Annotated in this window: 17 protein-coding genes; 7 read left to right on the top strand and 10 right to left on the bottom strand. The window is 63.2% G+C overall.

From position 1 onward, the window contains the following. Positions 1–140: 140 nt before the first annotated feature. From ACSSVQ_RS03445 to clpS, 5 genes are all read right to left on the bottom strand, one after another. The gene (locus tag ACSSVQ_RS03445) at positions 141–1385 is read right to left on the bottom strand and encodes a class I SAM-dependent methyltransferase (protein WP_454180840.1); all 1245 of its coding nucleotides are present in this window, start codon (positions 1383–1385) and stop codon (positions 141–143) included. A 182-nt stretch (positions 1386–1567) separates the two neighbouring features. Then, positions 1568–2188, bottom strand: coding sequence for a 50S ribosomal protein L9 (gene rplI, locus ACSSVQ_RS03440; RefSeq protein ID WP_454180839.1), 621 nt, complete (start codon positions 2186–2188; stop codon positions 1568–1570). A gap of 23 nt (positions 2189–2211) precedes the next feature. Next, entirely contained in the window at positions 2212–2451 is a 240-nt protein-coding gene (gene rpsR / locus ACSSVQ_RS03435) for a 30S ribosomal protein S18 (protein ID WP_167095546.1), read from the bottom strand. Next, complete coding sequence (gene rpsF, locus ACSSVQ_RS03430; protein WP_454180838.1) at positions 2451–2915, bottom strand: 30S ribosomal protein S6; 465 nt, start codon at positions 2913–2915, stop codon at positions 2451–2453. Before rpsF ends, rpsR begins: the two co-directional genes overlap by 1 nt. 244 nt (positions 2916–3159) lie before the next feature. Further along, entirely contained in the window at positions 3160–3465 is a 306-nt protein-coding gene (gene clpS / locus ACSSVQ_RS03425) for an ATP-dependent Clp protease adapter ClpS (protein WP_454180837.1), read from the bottom strand. Between the two features lie 250 nt (positions 3466–3715). Between clpS and fabD the strand changes: the two genes are divergently transcribed. From fabD to gmk, 7 genes are all read left to right on the top strand, one after another. Beyond that, a complete protein-coding gene (gene fabD / locus ACSSVQ_RS03420) occupies positions 3716–4657 on the top strand; it encodes an ACP S-malonyltransferase (RefSeq protein ID WP_454180836.1) in 942 nt (313 codons plus the stop codon). A 59-nt stretch (positions 4658–4716) separates the two neighbouring features. Then, positions 4717–5454, top strand: coding sequence for a 3-oxoacyl-[acyl-carrier-protein] reductase (gene fabG / locus ACSSVQ_RS03415; RefSeq protein ID WP_454180835.1), 738 nt, complete (start codon positions 4717–4719; stop codon positions 5452–5454). A gap of 256 nt (positions 5455–5710) precedes the next feature. Continuing rightward, positions 5711–5950, top strand: coding sequence for an acyl carrier protein (locus ACSSVQ_RS03410; RefSeq protein ID WP_167095541.1), 240 nt, complete (start codon positions 5711–5713; stop codon positions 5948–5950). Positions 5951–6087: 137 nt separating this feature from the next. Continuing rightward, complete coding sequence (gene fabF, locus ACSSVQ_RS03405; RefSeq protein ID WP_454180834.1) at positions 6088–7344, top strand: beta-ketoacyl-ACP synthase II; 1257 nt, start codon at positions 6088–6090, stop codon at positions 7342–7344. Continuing rightward, a complete protein-coding gene (gene mltG, locus ACSSVQ_RS03400) occupies positions 7341–8411 on the top strand; it encodes an endolytic transglycosylase MltG (protein ID WP_454180833.1) in 1071 nt (356 codons plus the stop codon). The genes fabF and mltG overlap by 4 nt, the downstream gene beginning before the upstream one ends. Before the next feature lie 73 nt (positions 8412–8484). After that, positions 8485–9375: a YicC/YloC family endoribonuclease gene (locus tag ACSSVQ_RS03395; RefSeq protein WP_454180832.1), complete on the top strand. Its 891-nt coding sequence runs from the start codon at positions 8485–8487 to the stop codon at positions 9373–9375. Positions 9376–9389: 14 nt separating this feature from the next. Next, on the top strand, positions 9390–10028 hold the full coding sequence (gene gmk, locus ACSSVQ_RS03390; RefSeq protein WP_293323869.1) for a guanylate kinase: 639 nt from the start codon (positions 9390–9392) through the stop codon (positions 10026–10028). Positions 10029–10034: 6 nt separating this feature from the next. Here gmk and ACSSVQ_RS03385 read toward each other — a convergent pair whose 3' ends face one another. The 5 genes from ACSSVQ_RS03385 to ACSSVQ_RS03365 all read right to left on the bottom strand — a co-directional run bounded on the left by ACSSVQ_RS03385 (position 10035) and on the right by ACSSVQ_RS03365 (position 15201). Then, positions 10035–10658, bottom strand: a complete 624-nt coding sequence (locus ACSSVQ_RS03385) for a Spy/CpxP family protein refolding chaperone (RefSeq protein ID WP_454180831.1) — start codon at positions 10656–10658, stop codon at positions 10035–10037. A 140-nt stretch (positions 10659–10798) separates the two neighbouring features. After that, complete coding sequence (locus ACSSVQ_RS03380; RefSeq protein WP_454180830.1) at positions 10799–11848, bottom strand: alcohol dehydrogenase; 1050 nt, start codon at positions 11846–11848, stop codon at positions 10799–10801. Between the two features lie 82 nt (positions 11849–11930). Further along, positions 11931–12785: a 16S rRNA (adenine(1518)-N(6)/adenine(1519)-N(6))-dimethyltransferase RsmA gene (rsmA, locus tag ACSSVQ_RS03375; RefSeq protein WP_454180829.1), complete on the bottom strand. Its 855-nt coding sequence runs from the start codon at positions 12783–12785 to the stop codon at positions 11931–11933. Further along, positions 12782–13840, bottom strand: coding sequence for a 4-hydroxythreonine-4-phosphate dehydrogenase PdxA (gene pdxA, locus ACSSVQ_RS03370; RefSeq protein WP_454180828.1), 1059 nt, complete (start codon positions 13838–13840; stop codon positions 12782–12784). Before pdxA ends, rsmA begins: the two co-directional genes overlap by 4 nt. Positions 13841–13845: 5 nt before the next feature. Beyond that, entirely contained in the window at positions 13846–15201 is a 1356-nt protein-coding gene (locus ACSSVQ_RS03365; RefSeq protein ID WP_454180827.1) for a peptidylprolyl isomerase, read from the bottom strand. Between the last annotated feature and the right edge of the window lie 116 nt (positions 15202–15317).

Below are 15317 nucleotides of genomic sequence, written 5' to 3'. Positions count from 1 at the left end.
CGAGCCCAATCCCGCCCTGTGCCTCGCGGCAAGGCGTGAACAAGTCTGTGGATAAGTTATGAGTTTAAAGCGATTCGGGAAGGGCGCCGTCCGGCTTTCCGGCGCGACGCCCCTTGTCGATGGCGGGTGCAATCGGGTTGTCAGTCTCCCGCCAGCCTTTGTTCCATCGCCTGGGACGCGCCGAGCTTTTGCTCATCGTCGATCATGTAGTTGCGCGTCATCGGCAGGGCGTCGATCTTCTTGGTGATCTGCATCTGGAAATTGACCATGCCCTCATTGCGGAACGAGGTTTCCGAGCCGACGAGATAGAACTCCCACATCCGGCAGAAGCGTTCGTCATAGATGCCCTTGGCCTCGTCCCAATGGGCCATGAAGCGCCTGCGCCATTCGCGCAGCGTCTCGGCATAGTGGAGCCTCAGCACCTCGATGTCGGTCATGAAGATGCCGGCATTTTCCACCGCCGCGGACATTTCGCTGAGCGCGGGAATATAGCCGCCGGGGAAGATATATTTGGCGATCCACGCATTGGTGGCACCGGGCGGGTCGAGGCGGCCGATGGTGTGGACGAGCGCTACGCCGTCATCCTTCAGCAACTCGCGGATGGCGTTGAAATATTCGGGGTAGTGGCCGATGCCCACGTGCTCGAACATGCCGACCGACACGATGCGGTCGAACTGCTCGGTAAGCTCGCGATAGTCCTGAAGGCGGATATCCACCCGGTCCTGAAGACCGCGATCCTTGGCGCGCTGCGTGGCGACCGCATGCTGCTCCTTGGAGAGGGTGACGCCGACCACCTCCGCGCCGCATTCTTCCGCCAGCGTGAGCGCCATGCCGCCCCAGCCGCAGCCAATATCGAGAACGCGCATACCCGGCTCGATCCTGAGCTTGGCCGCGATATGCCGCTTCTTGGCGAGCTGTGCTTCTTCCAGCGTCATGTCCGGACGGGCGAAATAGGCGCAGGAATACTGCTTGTCCTCGTCCAGAAACAGATCGTAGATGCCGCCGTCGAGGTCGTAGTGATGGGCGACGTTCTTCTGCGCCTTGCCGACCGGATTGTGCTGGTCGATGCGCCGTTTCAGCCGACGGAGATGGGCCTGCATGCGGAAGACGGGCCCGGCATAGTCATGGCCAAGGCTGCTCGTCAGCATGTCGATGAGGTCGTAGATGGTATGCGGCCGGTCTACCGTGAGCCTGCCGTCCATATAGGCTTCGCCCAGTTTCAGATAGGGGTTGAGGGCGATCTCGCGTCCGGCCTTCGCGTCATGAAGACGGACGGTAACAGTCTGACCTTCGCTGTTCCCTATGGTCGTCGCCTTGCCGTTGGCATCGATAAGGTTCAGCGAACCTTTCTTGACGACCATCCTGAGAAGCATCTGAAGAAGCATGGTACCCCCTCAATCGAGTGGTGAACCGGTCGTTTGCCCAACTATGAAAAAAGAATTGGCGGCTGTTTGCAAGAGTGGTTCTAAAAAGCTTCGTAACTCGTCCAATCGCGCGACAACTATCCAAAGAAAAAGGCGCCCCGGACAATGCCGGAGCGCCTTGATTTTCAATGCCTTGCCGAAGATCAGCCGGCCGGCGTTTCCTCTTCGGAAGCAGCCTCGGCATCGGCCTCGGCTTCTTCCGAGCCATCCTCGTCCGGAGCCAGTTCTTCGTCTTCGAAGAACTCCGCGGCCTCGATGTCGTCGTCATCGTCCTGCGTCTGGGTGACGTCTTCGCCGCGTGCCTGGCGTTCGGCTTCTTCTTCCGAACGGGCCACATTCACGCTGACGGTGGCGACCACTTCAGGGTGGAGGACGACGCGAACGTCGTGCAGGCCGAGATTCTTGATCGGCTTGTCGAGCTGCACCTGATTGCGGTGCGTCGAGAACCCGCCGACCGTCATCGCATCGGAGATGTCGCGGGTGCTGACCGAGCCGTACAGAATGCCGGTGTCGCCGGCCTGACGGATGACGATGAACTTCTCGCCATTGACCTTTTCGAAGACCTGTTCGGCTTCCTTGCGAAGCTCCAGGTTGCGAGCCTCGAGCTGGGCACGCTGCTCTTCGAAACGCTTGAGGTTGTCCTTGGTCGCGCGCAGCGCCTTGCCGCGCGGGAGCAGGAAATTGCGGGCGAAGCCGTCTTTCACTTTGACGACGTCACCCATCTGACCGAGTTTTTCCACCCGTTCCAGAAGTACGACTTGCATGTTGGCGTCTCCTTCAGCCGGGATTAGGAAATCACGTAGGGCAGAAGGGCGAGGAAACGCGCGCGCTTGATGGCACGGGCGAGTTCACGCTGCTTCTTGGCCGATACGGCGGTGATACGGCTCGGCACGATCTTGCCGCGCTCGGACACATAACGCTGCAGGAGCTTGGTGTCCTTGTAGTCGATCTTCGGGGCGTTGGCGCCGGAGAACGGGCAGGTTTTGCGGCGGCGGAAGAAAGGCCGGCGTTGCGGTGCACTGCTCATCAGGCATTACCCCCTTCGGAATTGGCGTTGCGTTCTTCACGGCGAGGGCCATCGTCGCGGCGAGGACCGTCGTCACGGCGCGGGCCACGGTCGTCACGGCGCGGGCCGCGGTCGCCACGGCGGTCGTCGCGATCGCGTCCGCCACGGTTCTGCATCACCGCGGAGGGTTCGGTTTCATGTTCCTCGACGCGGATCGTCATGAAGCGGATCACATCGTCGCTGAGGCCCATCTGACGCTCCATCTCCGCGACCGCGTCATGCGGGGCGTCGATGTTCATGAGCGTGTAGTGACCCTTGCGGTTCTTCTTCACCTTGTAGGCGAGGTTGCGCAGGCCCCAATACTCGGTCTTGCCGACCGATCCGCCATTTTCCTTGATGACGTTGGTGTACTGTTCGAGCATCTGCTCGACCTGCTGCTGCGACACGTCCTGCCGCGCAATGAAAATATGCTCGTAGAGAGCCATAGAGCCTTCCTCATATGTATCCGGCCCCGGCGCAAAGCCCCCTTTGAGCCCTGGATAAACGCCGCAAACAGCGGAGAAAGGCTCGAAAGGACCACCAAAGAAGCGGAGACACCGGAGCCCGGACCTGCTTCAGTCCTGCCGGCGGAAATCCGCCGGTGCGCCGTTCAGCCTCCAACCAGGGCCTTCGGAAGCGCGGAATATACAAAAAAGACGTTTCAACGCAAGGGCTTTCGCGCCGATGGCCCTATTCCTCGGGCTCGGTCGTGAAAAGCAGGGGATAGCCCTTCTGCTGGCCGGCTTCGATCGCCCGTGCCGCCTTGGTTTCCGCCACATCCTGCGGATAGACCGAAACCACGCAGGAGCCCTTCCGATGAGCGGTTATCATCACCTTATGGGCCTGCGCCTCGGCGATGCGAAACTCGCCCATCAGAACCTTCACCACGAATTCGCGCGGCGTGAAGTCGTCATTGACCAGAATGACCTTGTGGAGCTTCGGCCGCTGGGTCCGGGGTTTCGTCCCGGGGCGGGGCTTGATGTCGGTATCGCTCATCTTGAAGAACTCCTTGCGGGCAACGGACATCCGAAAGAGTACGAACGCAGTTTCTCACGATCGCCGCTTCCGGTCCAATCCGCGCGTGCCTGTACGCGCGTGCCGGGAATTGCCGCGCGCTGCTTGACTTGGGTCTCTTTGCCGGTATCTCTTGGCGCTTCGCGGGGGGTGCGCCGTTTCGGGCGCCGCCATCGCGCAGAAACCGGCCGGTCAGGCGGGACGGAAAACAGATATAAAGACGGGAGCAGGGATGACGCGCGCATTCACCTTTCCGGGGCAAGGGTCCCAGGCGGTCGGCATGGGCAAGGAGCTGGCCGAGACATTCGCGCCCGCCCGCGAAGTCTTCGAGCAAGTGAACGATGCGCTGGGCCAGAACCTCACCAAGCTGATGTGGGAAGGCCCCGAGGACGAACTCACCCTCACCGAAAATGCACAGCCTGCCCTGATGGCAGTGAGCCTGGCGGCCATGAAGACGCTGGAAGCCGAAGGCGGCTTCGCGCTGGCCGACAAGGCCTCTTTCGTCGCCGGCCATTCGCTGGGCGAATATTCCGCGCTGGCCGCCGCCGGGGCTTTCACGATTGCCGATACCGCGCGCTTGTTGAAGCTGCGCGGCAGGGCCATGCAGCGCGCCGTGCCGGTGGGCGAGGGGGCGATGGCCGCCATGCTTGGCCTCGACTTCGATGTGGCAAAGGAAGTTGCCGAAGAAGCGGCGCAGGGCGATGTCTGCCAAGCCGCGAACGACAATGCGCCGGGACAGGTCGTGATCTCCGGCGCCAAGGCCGCCGTCGAGCGCGCCGCCGAGATCGCCAAGACCAAGGGCGCCAAGCGCGCCATGCTGCTGCCGGTCAGCGCGCCTTTCCATTGCGCGCTGATGCAGCCCGCTGCCGACGAAATGAAAGCGGCGCTCGCCGAGGTGTCCATGCAGGCGCCCGCCGTGCCGCTGGTCGCCAATGTCACCGCCTCGCGCGTCGCCGATGCCGAGACCATCCGCAACCTGCTGGTTGAGCAGGTGACGGGCATGGTCCGCTGGCGCGAAAGCGTTCTTTATATGGTGGATCAGGGCGTGACGCAGCTCGTGGAAGTCGGCGCCGGTAAGGTATTGACCGGCATGGCAAAACGTATCGCGAAGGAAGCCGGAACGGCTGCCGTCGGTACGCCCGCCGATGTCGAGGCCTTTTTGAAGATGCTCTGAGCGCCCATATTCATCCAGACAAGTACGCCCACACAGGGAAAGAGACGAAAGGGGAGAGAATGTTCGACCTCACCGGTAAAAGCGCGCTCGTGACCGGCGCCTCCGGCGGCATCGGGTCCGAGATTGCCCGGGCGCTGCATGCGCAGGGCGCGACCGTGGCGCTGTCCGGCACGCGCAAGGAAGCGCTCGATGGACTGGCTTCCGAGCTTGGCGAGCGCACCCATGTGCTGCCCTGCAATCTTTCCGACGGCGAGGCCGTGGACGCGCTGCCCAAGCAGGCGGAAGAAGCCATGGGCGGCATGGACATTCTCATCAACAATGCAGGCCTCACCCGCGACAACATCTTCATGCGCATGAAGGATGAAGAGTGGGAAGAAGTTCTGCGGGTGAACCTCACGGCCGCCTTCCGCCTGTCGCGCGGCGTCATGCGCGGCATGATGAAGCGCCGCTGGGGCCGCATCATCGGCATCACTTCGGTGGTGGGTGTGACGGGCAATCCCGGTCAGGCGAATTACGCAGCCTCCAAGGCGGGCATGATCGGCATGACCAAATCGATTGCGCAGGAAGTCGCAAGCCGTAACATCACCGCCAACTGCATTGCGCCCGGCTTCATCGGCTCCGCCATGACGGATGCGCTGAACGAAGACCAGAAGGCGCGAATTCTTGCGACGATTCCCGCCGCTCGTCTCGGCGACGCCAAGGAGATCGCGTCCGCCGCGGTCTATCTCGCCAGCGACGAAGCCGCTTACGTGACGGGTCAGACCCTTCATGTGAACGGCGGCATGGCCATGATCTGAAGCCGGAGATCCCGTTCTCCGAAAAACTGTTGCAATTCAGGGGTGTAACCTAGCGTAACCGGCAATACCCCTTGCTGGTACATGGCGGAAATATGTGATACCTAGGCCGTCGATTTGGCTTGCGGCCAGGCCCTTTTCTGGGCCAGAAGGGGGACGATTTTCTGCCGAATTCGATCGCGAGCAATCCTCGGGGTCCGAAGCGGGTATAACCGCCAGGGACCGGGGCCGGTCAAAACAACGATCTGAGGACTTGAGAATGAGTGAAGATATCGCGGAACGCCTGAAGAAGATCGTCGTCGAACACCTTGGTGTCGATGCCGACAAGGTCACCGAGAACGCCAGCTTCATCGACGACCTGGGCGCAGACAGCCTCGACAACGTCGAACTGGTTATGGCGTTTGAAGAAGAATTCGGCGTGGAGATTCCGGACGATGCCGCCGAGAAGATCCTGACCGTCAAGGATGCGATCGAGTTCGTTAAATCGAACCAGTCGTAAAGTCCTCTCGTGGCGGCCGGCCGGCGACGAATGACGCCTGGCCGGCCCCGCGAATTATGAAGACTTCCCTCCCGTCCGAACCTTGTTGAAGAAACAAGCCGGGTGGGAACGAAGTCGCGCAAGGGAGCTCGAAGCGTATGAGACGTGTCGTCGTTACTGGTGTGGGCATGGTCTCGCCGCTTGGCTGCGGCGCCGAGACGACCTGGAAACGGATTCTCAACGGCGAGTCCGCCGCTCGGAAAATCGACAAGTTCGATGTCTCCGACCTTCCCTGCAAGATTGCCATGCCGGTACCGCGCGAAGGCGAGGGGGCGTTCAATCCGGATGACTGGATGAACCCCAAGGAAGCCAAGCGCGTCGACGAATTCATCGTCTATGCCGTCTCCGCCGCCACGCAGGCGCTTCAGGATGCGGACTGGAAGCCGGAAACCGAGGAAGATCAGTGCCGCACGGGCACGATGATCGGTTCGGGCATCGGCGGCCTGGAAGGCATCGCCGAAACGGCGATCACGCTGAAAGAAAAGGGCCCGCGCCGCGTGAGCCCGTTCTTCATCACCGGACGACTTATCAATCTCGCTTCGGGCTACGTCTCCATTCAGCATGGGCTGAAGGGACCGAACCACGCTGTCGTCACCGCCTGTTCGACAGGGGCGCACGCCATTGGCGACGCGGCGCGTCTCATCGCGCTGGACGATGCCGACGTGATGGTCGCGGGCGGCGCGGAATCGGCGATCAACCGGATGGGCATTGCAGGCTTTGCCGCCTGCCGTGCGCTGTCCACGGGTTTCAACGACGACCCGACGAAGGCATCGCGCCCCTATGACACCGATCGCGACGGCTTCGTGATGGGCGAGGGCGCAGGCGTGGTGGTGCTCGAAGAGTACGAACACGCCAAGGCGCGCGGCGCAAAGATTTACGGCGAAGTGGTCGGCTATGGCCTCTCGGGCGACGCCTATCACATCACCGCCCCACCGGAAGACGGCAATGGCGGCTTCCGCTCCATGCAGGCCGCGCTGAAGCGCGCCGGCATCACCGCTTCCGACCTCGACTATGTGAACGCACACGGCACTTCGACCATGGCCGACACGATTGAGCTTGGCGCCGTCTCGCGCCTGCTCGGCAATGCGGTGAGCAAGGTGTCGATGTCGTCCACCAAATCGTCCATCGGCCATCTGCTGGGCGCGGCGGGCGCGGTGGAAGCGATCTTCTGCCTGCTGGCCATGCGCGACAGCAAGCTGCCGCCGACGCTGAACCTCGACAATCCGGCAGTGGAAACGGAAATCGACCTCGTGCCCAAAAAGGCCGTGGACAAGGAAGTGAACTACGCCCTGTCCAATTCCTTCGGCTTTGGCGGCACCAATGCCTCTCTCGTCATGAAGAAGGTGACTGATTGAGCGAGCCGACCGACAAGCCGGAAGTGAACGAGACAAAGGAAGCCGCGCAGACATCGTCGCGCGGCTTCTTCATGAAACTCGTTCTCTGGCACCTGATCGGACTGCCTCTCTTCGTTGCGCTGCTGGCCGGCGGCTTTTTCCTCTATGGAAAATGGAAATACGAAGCCCCGGGCCCGGCGGAAAAGCCGGTCGTGGTGATGCTGCCCAAAGGTATCGGCGTGCGCGATATCGCGGGTCGTCTGGAGGGCGCTGGAGCCATTTCCGACGAGATGATCTTCCGCCTCGGTGTCAGGCTCGAGGGCGCGGACGCCGCGCTGAAGGCCGGGGAGTATGAAATTCCCGCCCAGGCCAGCATGGCCTCTATCGTCGGCATTCTGCGGGCAGGCAAGTCGATACAGCACCGGATCACGCTGCCGGAAGGGCTGACCAGCGAGCAGATCATGGCGATTGTGGCGAAGGACCCGGTGCTGAAGGGCAAACTGCCCGAGACGCCGCCCGAAGGCTCGCTGCTGCCGGAAACCTACAGCTTCACCCGGGGCACCACCCGTGCCGAGATCGTCGCGCGGATGCGCGAGGCGCATGACAAGCTCATCGACAAGCTCTGGGCGGGCCGGGCGAAAGACCTGCCGGTCAAAACCAAGGAAGAGGCCGTCATCCTCGCCTCCATCGTGGAGAAGGAAACGGGACTGCCGGAAGAGCGCCCGCTGGTTGCCTCCGTCTTCACGAACCGGCTGAAAATGCCGATGCGCCTCCAGTCCGACCCGACCATTATCTATGGGCTGGTGGGCGGCAAGGGGCCGCTGGGCCGTCCGCTTCGGCGCAGCGAGATCGCCAAGGCCACGCCTTACAATACCTATGTGATCGACGGATTGCCGCCGACGCCGATCTGCAATCCGGGGGAGGCGTCGCTGCGCGCGGTGCTGGATCCGCCTGAGACCAGGCATCTCTATTTCGTGGCGGACGGCACCGGAGGACATGTCTTCTCCGACACGCTGGCGCAGCACCGCCGCAATGTCGCCAAATGGCGCAAGGTGGAGCGCGAGCGCCGCCGAAAACAGGGCAACTAGCCCTCGCGATCCCATACCGATTGTCGGGCCTGCTATGATGCGGCCCCGACCGACACGATTCCCGGAGGCCCAGATGTCGCTCAACTCCATGACAGGCTTTGCCCGCGCAGACGGTGCGCTGGGCGACATGCGCTGGCACTGGGAACTGCGCAGCGTGAACGGCAAGTCGTTCGACTGCCGGTTCCGCCTGCCGCCCGGTATCGACGGGCTGGAGGCGCGCCTGCGCGAGGCGCTGGGCAAGCATATCAAGCGCGGCAATTGTCAGGCATCGCTCTCGATAGACCAGAGCGCGACGCCCGCGCCGCTGCGGCTCAATCGCGAGGCGCTGGCCGTGGTCGTCGACGCGCTCAAGGAAGTGCAGGGCATCTGCGAGACGCAACCGCCCCGCCCGGAAGGCATTCTGGCGCTCCGGGGCGTGCTGGAAACCGGCGATGCCTCGGAAACCGACCCGGAAGAAAAAGCGGCGCTGGAGGCGGCGCTGGTGAAATCCTTCGAGGAGGCGGCCTCCGCTCTCGCCATGGCACGCTCGGAAGAGGGGCTGAAGCTCGAGGCGCTTGTCTCCGCCCAGATCGACGAGATCGAACGGCTGACGAAGGACGCCGCCGCCGCGCCCGCAGCGAGCCCGCACGCCATTCGCGACCGGCTGGCCGCGCAAATCCATGAACTGCTCGACGGCAATAGCGGCATTGCCGAAGACCGCCTTGCGCATGAGGCGGCCCTGCTTGCGACCAAGGCCGATATCCGCGAAGAGCTCGACCGGCTGACCGCCCATGTGGAACAGGCGAGGGAGCTGCTCACCGGCAAGGATCCGAAAGGACGCCGCCTCGACTTCCTGACGCAGGAATTCAATCGCGAGGCGAATACGCTGTGTTCCAAGGCGGCGGATGTAAGCCTGACGCGGATCGGGCTCGACCTGAAAGCCGTGATCGATCAGCTCCGCGAGCAGATCCAGAATATCGAGTGACGGGGGACGAGCGCATGAGCGGGATCGACATCAAGAGGCGGGGGTTGATGCTGGTGCTGTCATCGCCTTCCGGCGCGGGCAAGACGACGCTGTCGCGCCGTCTGCTCGAAAGCGACGGCAATATAACCATGTCCGTCTCCGCCACGACGCGCGCCCCGCGCCCCGGCGAGGTGGACGGCAAGGACTATTATTTTCTGTCCACGGAAGACTTCGGCATCATGCGCAACAAGGGCGACCTCCTGGAGAGCGCCAAGGTCTTCGACAATTATTACGGCACGCCGCGCGCCCCCGTGGAAGAGGCGCTGAGCGAGGGCCGCGACGTGCTCTTCGATATCGACTGGCAGGGCACGCAGCAGCTCAGCGAGAGCGCCAAGGGCGATCTGGTGAGGGTCTTCGTGCTTCCGCCATCCGCACAGGAGCTGGAACGGCGGCTGCACTCGCGGGCGCAGGACAGCAAGGAAGTGATCGCCCGGCGCATGGAGAAGGCGTCGGACGAGATCAGCCATTATTCCGAATATGAATACATCATCGTCAATGACGATCCGGAAAAGGCGTTCGGCGAGTTGCAGTCAATCCTGCAGGCCGAACGCCTTCGCCTGAGCCGCCTGACGGGGCTGTCCAACTTCGTGAAGCAGATCCGCGAAGCGCTCTGAGCCTACTTACATGCAGCCCATGACAGGCAGGATCTCGTCGGCCTTCTTCTTCTGCTCGTCGGAAAGCGCGTTATAGAGTTTTTCGGTGGCGGGCTTGAGTTCCTGAAGCGTTTCCAGCCGGGCCTTCATGGCCTCGATCCGGAAATTGAGCAGGTCGACCACCGAGCGGTTCTGTCCGCTGTTGCGGAACATCTGCATCATGGTGCCGCGCATGGAGACCATGGTCTGGGAATTCGTGCGCATGGCGTCCGCATACTCGTTCCAGGCCGGTTCCTCATCTTCGGTGATCTTGAGTTCGGCCTTGAGGAAGGCGGTGCGGCCATCGAGATAGGTGTCGTAGTCGCCCGATGCGCTGTTGCCCATCATACCGCAACCGCCCATGCCACCGCCGCCCATCATGCCGCGGCCATAGCCCTGTCCGGCCATGCCGGAACCCATCATGCCTTGCCCCATCATGCCGGGGCCCATGCCTTGTCCGGGGCCCTGACCGCCGCCTCTCATCATGCCGTAGCCCGGCCGGGGGGATGTGCTCGTGTCGTCCTGCGCCCGGGCCGCGGGCGCGGAAAGGGCGAGGCCCAATGCGAGGGTGAGTGCGCAGAAACCGGCACCTGCAAGCCTGGAAAAAGTCATGGCGTCCTCCTGTTACGAGAGGACGCCATGCTTGTCCCGGGACCGGGTTAACTCATTGATCGAGATCAAACAGAACCCATAATTTTTTTATGGGCTTACCGGGTGCTCGTTTGACCTGGGTCAAATGCCCTTTGTCGCCGTCAGGGCTTCAGTACCACGCGGCCCATCACATGGCCTTCGCGCAGATCGTCCAGCGATTTGGAGGCCTCCGAAAGCGGCCGCTCGGCGACCGGGATCGGATCGATCTTGCCGGCCTTCACCAGATCCATCATCTCATGCGTTTCCGACAGCGAGCCCACATAGGAGCCGCCGATGGAGATGGCGCGCATCGGGAACATGGGGATCGGCATGGAGAAACCGCCGCCGAAAAGGCCGACCACGATCACCTTGCCGCCTTTGCGGACGGCGCCCTGCGCGAATTTCAGCGAGGCTTCGGAGCCGACGAAATCGACCGCCGCCGGGACACCGCCATCGGTATCGGCGAGCAGCTTCTTCAGCGCGTCTTCGTCCTTCGGGTTGTAGATCTCATGCGCGCCCGAGCCCTTGGCGGACTGGAGCTTGTTCTCGTCCACATCGGCGGCGAGCGGCGCGGCCGGGAACATGGCCTTGGCGAATTGCAGGCCCATCATGCCCACGCCGCCGAGACCGACCACCAGCACGCGCTCTTCGTCGGTGAGATCGCCGAGCTTCTTCATCGCGCTATAGGCGGTGAGGCCGGAGCACATATAGGTCGCGGCAAGGCCTTCCTTCACGCCTTCATAGTCGAGCAGGTAGCGCGGATGCGGCACGATGCAATGCGTGGCATAGCCGCCAGCGACCGTGATGCCGAGCGCGCGCGGCCGGTTGCACAGATGCTCGTCGCCGCGGTTGCAGGTAGGGCAGGCGCCGCAGCCGATCCAGGGGAAGACGACGCGCTGGTCGCCGACCTTCACGCCTTCCGCGTCCGGGCCCACGGCAACGACTTCGCCTTCGATCTCATGGCCGAGCGTGAAAGGCAGCTTGCGCCCGCCGCTCACATCGAGCTTGTTGCCGCCGCCCATGTCGAAATAGCCGTCATGCAGATGGACGTCGGAATGGCAGACGCCGCAATGGCTCACTTTCACGAGGACTTCGCTGCCTTTCGGCTCCGGCGTGTCCATGGTGACTTCCTGGAGCGGCGCTCCGTATTCGACTATGGCTTCGGCTTTCATGATGGCCTCCCGACTGAGCTGGCTGGTTGTTTTGCGCGCTACTTTTGCACGGCGAAGGCCCACTCACAACATGGGCGGCCCGCTAAAACGCCTGCAGACGCAGGGTTTCGGCAAGCTGGCAGAATTGTTCCACGCTGAGCTGCTCCGCGCGCGTGGTCGGGTCGATATGCGCCGCCTCGAGGAGCGCGACGGGCTCGCGCACAATGGTTTTCAGCGCGGCGCGCAGCATTTTGCGGCGCTGCCCGAACGCGGCGGCGACGACTTTTTCCAGAACTTTCGGATCGGCTGGCGCAAGCGGCTTGGGACGCGGAATGAGTTCCACCACCGATGAGGTGACGGAAGGCGGCGGCGTGAAGGCGCGCCGGTCCACATCGAAAAGAATGCGGGCATGGGTCCGCCATTGCGCGAGCACGCCGAGCCGTCCATAGGCGCGGGATCCGGGCGGCGCCACGATGCGCTGGGCGACTTCCTTCTGGAACATCAGCGTCATGGTTTCGTACCAGGGCGGCCAGGGCTCGGTCTGGAGCCATTTGACGAGGAGGGGCGTGCCCACATTGTAGGGGAGATTGGCGATGATCCGCGTGCGTCCGCCCACAAGCGCACGCATATCCGCCTTGAGCGCATCGCCCTCGACGATCTGCAACCGGCCGGGATAGGCGGCCGAAAGCTCCTCCAGCGCCGGGACACAGCGATGGTCCGTCTCGATCGCGATGACGCGCTCCGCCCCCTCTTCAAGTAGCGATCGGGTGAGGCCGCCCGGTCCGGGACCGACTTCGAGAACCTGACGTCCCGTAAGCGATCCGGAGGCCCGTGCGATCCGCCGGGTGAGGTTGAGGTCGAGCAGGAAGTTCTGTCCCAGCGATTTCTGCGGACTGAGCCCGTGGCGCTCCATTATTTCGCGAACGGATGGAAGCTCAGGCGGTGAGGCATCGCTCATGCGTGTGCTCCCGCTGCTGTCTGCCTGCGGTTCCAGGCGATTTCGCCCGCCTGCCGGATCGCTTCGATGAGGCTGCCCGGATGGGCGAGGCCCTTCCCGGCAATGTCGAGCGCGGTGCCATGGTCGGGCGAGGTGCGCACGATGGAAAGGCCGAGCGTGGTGTTGACGCCGCGCTCGAAGTCGATGGTCTTGAGCGGGATCAGAGCCTGGTCGTGATACATGCACAAAACCGCATCATAGCTTTCGCGCGCGCGTTCATGGAAAAGCGTGTCGGCGGGAAGCGGTCCCGTCACCTCCACGCCGGTGTCGCGGATGAAGGGAATGGCGGGTGCGATGATCTCGATCTCTTCGCGCCCGAGATGGCCTTCCTCGCCGCCATGAGGATTGAGCGCGGCCACGGCGAGGCGCGGGGCGTCGATCCCGAAATCGGTGCGCAGCGCATGCGCCAGCGTTGTGCCCGTCTCCACGATGGCCGAGGTCGACAGATGCGCCGCAACGGCCTTGATCGGCATATGGATGGTGACGAGCGCAACGCGCAGGCCCGGGCAGGAGAGCATCATGACCGGTGTGCCGCCGGCCCGCTCGGCGAGATATTCCGTATGGCCGGGCAGTTTGAACCCGGCCTCGTAAAGCACGCGCTTGTGGATGGGGCTGGTCACGATGCCGGACGCCTCGCCCTTGAGCGCAAGGTCGCAGGCAAGATCGATGGCGTCGATGACGGCGGCGGCATTCTCCGGCGCGAGCTTGCCGGGCCGGGCGGCAACGGCGAGCGGCAGATCGAGCACGGGGAAGGCATGCTTGAAAACGGACGAGGCATCGCCCGGCCGCGAAATTTGTTCGACCGGAATGTCGGCGCCGAGAAGGCTTGCCGTTTCGCGATAACAGGACGCATCGCCGATGGCGAAGAAGGGAGGAAGCGCCTCCCGCTCGCGATGCGCCCAGGCCTTGAGAGAGATTTCAGGCCCGATGCCTGCCGGCTCTCCGATGGTCAGGGCAAGCGGCGGCGTTTCGTCAGGGACGGGCCCGTTGTCCGCGCTGCCGCTGGATGCGCTCATGCATCTTACCGCTTGACCACGACGGCATCGCGCCGCAGATCGCGCAGGTGACGCCGCGCCATCATGGAAAGCTGCTGTTCGTAGAGGTTGTCGTCGATCTGCTCCGCCGTGGGCAGACCGCCTTCATCCGGCTTGTACCCGCAGACGACCAGCATTTCCACGCCGGCATTGGAGCGGACCGGCTGGCTCACATCGCCGGTCTTGAGACCGGAGATCGCCTTGCGCATGCGCGGCTCGAGCTGTCCGGCCAGCACCGTGCGCGGCCTGTCGGCCTTGCCGCCGACGTAGGAGTTGATCTTCCTGGAGGCCTCGTCGCAGCTCTTGACGCTGGCGCGGAAGGATTCCGCTTCCCGCGCACGCTGCGCCACGAAGCGCGGCGCGGCATCCGGAGTGAGCGGCAGCAGCACGCGCATCAGCACATACTGGTCGTTCAGCGGATCGGCGCCGGAGCCGCGGCGCATCGCGCGAAGCTGCACGATGTAGTAGCCGTTCCGGGTACGGATCGGATCGGAAACCGTGCCGCTCGGCATGTTCTTGACGACTTCGGCGACAGGCGCGGGGAGCTGGCTTGCGCGGACCCAGCCGATATCGCCGCCACTGGCCGCGGAGGCCGACTGGCTGAACTGGCGGGCCACGGCCTGGAAAGGCGCTCCCTTGCGGATCTGCTCGATGAGCTTCTCGGCGCCGTTTCGAATCTCGGCTTCCTGCGCGGGATTGTCGAAGGTCAGGAGGATTTCACTGACATCGTAGCTCGGGCTGTCCGATTCATCGCGCAGCCGCTGAAGCACTTCCTGCACTTCGCCGTCGCTGACCGAAACCAGCGAGCCGAACTGCTGGCCCACAAGTTTGTTCCAGGCAATGTCGGTGCGCAGCTGCTGCGTCAGCGTGCTCTTGTTGACGCCGTTTTTCTTCAGGAACTCGCCAATCTGATCGACCGTCATGTTCGAGCGGGTGGCGATCCGTTTGAATGCCCTGTCGACATCGTCCTGGGTCACCTCGATCTTCAGCCGCTTGGCTTCCTGCTCCTTCAGCCTTTCATCGATCAGGTTTCGGAGGACCTGCGGGCGGATGCGGTCGCGGTTCTCCTGAGTGTCGGGAATGCCCGAACTGGCGAACACAAGTTTGATACGCTGGTTGAGGTCGTAGCTGGAAATTATTTCGTCGTTCACGACCGCAGCGATACCCTGGCTCAGAGAGCCGTTCGAGGCTCCACTTGCCGCGCCCTCCGCGGCCGATGCGGCGCGAGGAAGACCGCCCGTCAGAATGACGAGACAGGCCAGCCCGAAAATCTTTGCGAAAAACGGCATGGCAACGCCCCGCCGAAAGGCAGGTGTCTCGCGAACGGCAATCTCTTTCGTCATGGCTGCTTTCTCACGGCGGACGTGTCGTCCGATGGTCGGCCCAGAAACCCGGGCACAGAATACTGGAATTGAGTGTCCGATCAACCTGGCCGGTAATCGGAAAAAACTGTCCGGTT

Source organism: Parvibaculum sp. MBR-TMA-1.3b-4.2, from assembly GCF_053628815.1.
This window is presented reverse-complemented; position numbering and strand designations above follow the sequence as displayed.

Excerpts from the sequence above, each read along its gene's own strand:
- rsmA (WP_454180829.1), bottom strand. The coding sequence starts at position 12,785 with ATGAGCGATGCCTCACCGCCTGAGCTTCCATCCGTTCGCGAAATAATG.
- ACSSVQ_RS03365 (WP_454180827.1), bottom strand. The coding sequence starts at position 15,201 with ATGACGAAAGAGATTGCCGTTCGCGAGACACCTGCCTTTCGGCGGGGC.
- ACSSVQ_RS03410 (WP_167095541.1), top strand. The coding sequence starts at position 5,711 with ATGAGTGAAGATATCGCGGAACGCCTGAAGAAGATCGTCGTCGAACAC.
- ACSSVQ_RS03380 (WP_454180830.1), bottom strand. The coding sequence starts at position 11,848 with ATGAAAGCCGAAGCCATAGTCGAATACGGAGCGCCGCTCCAGGAAGTC.
- fabF (WP_454180834.1), top strand. The coding sequence starts at position 6,088 with ATGAGACGTGTCGTCGTTACTGGTGTGGGCATGGTCTCGCCGCTTGGC.
- ACSSVQ_RS03385 (WP_454180831.1), bottom strand. The coding sequence starts at position 10,658 with ATGACTTTTTCCAGGCTTGCAGGTGCCGGTTTCTGCGCACTCACCCTC.
- fabD (WP_454180836.1), top strand. The coding sequence starts at position 3,716 with ATGACGCGCGCATTCACCTTTCCGGGGCAAGGGTCCCAGGCGGTCGGC.
- rpsF (WP_454180838.1), bottom strand. The coding sequence starts at position 2,915 with ATGGCTCTCTACGAGCATATTTTCATTGCGCGGCAGGACGTGTCGCAG.
- gmk (WP_293323869.1), top strand. The coding sequence starts at position 9,390 with ATGAGCGGGATCGACATCAAGAGGCGGGGGTTGATGCTGGTGCTGTCA.
- ACSSVQ_RS03445 (WP_454180840.1), bottom strand. The coding sequence starts at position 1,385 with ATGCTTCTTCAGATGCTTCTCAGGATGGTCGTCAAGAAAGGTTCGCTG.
- ACSSVQ_RS03395 (WP_454180832.1), top strand. The coding sequence starts at position 8,485 with ATGTCGCTCAACTCCATGACAGGCTTTGCCCGCGCAGACGGTGCGCTG.
- pdxA (WP_454180828.1), bottom strand. The coding sequence starts at position 13,840 with ATGAGCGCATCCAGCGGCAGCGCGGACAACGGGCCCGTCCCTGACGAA.
- rpsR (WP_167095546.1), bottom strand. The coding sequence starts at position 2,451 with ATGAGCAGTGCACCGCAACGCCGGCCTTTCTTCCGCCGCCGCAAAACC.
- rplI (WP_454180839.1), bottom strand. The coding sequence starts at position 2,188 with ATGCAAGTCGTACTTCTGGAACGGGTGGAAAAACTCGGTCAGATGGGT.
- fabG (WP_454180835.1), top strand. The coding sequence starts at position 4,717 with ATGTTCGACCTCACCGGTAAAAGCGCGCTCGTGACCGGCGCCTCCGGC.
- clpS (WP_454180837.1), bottom strand. The coding sequence starts at position 3,465 with ATGAGCGATACCGACATCAAGCCCCGCCCCGGGACGAAACCCCGGACC.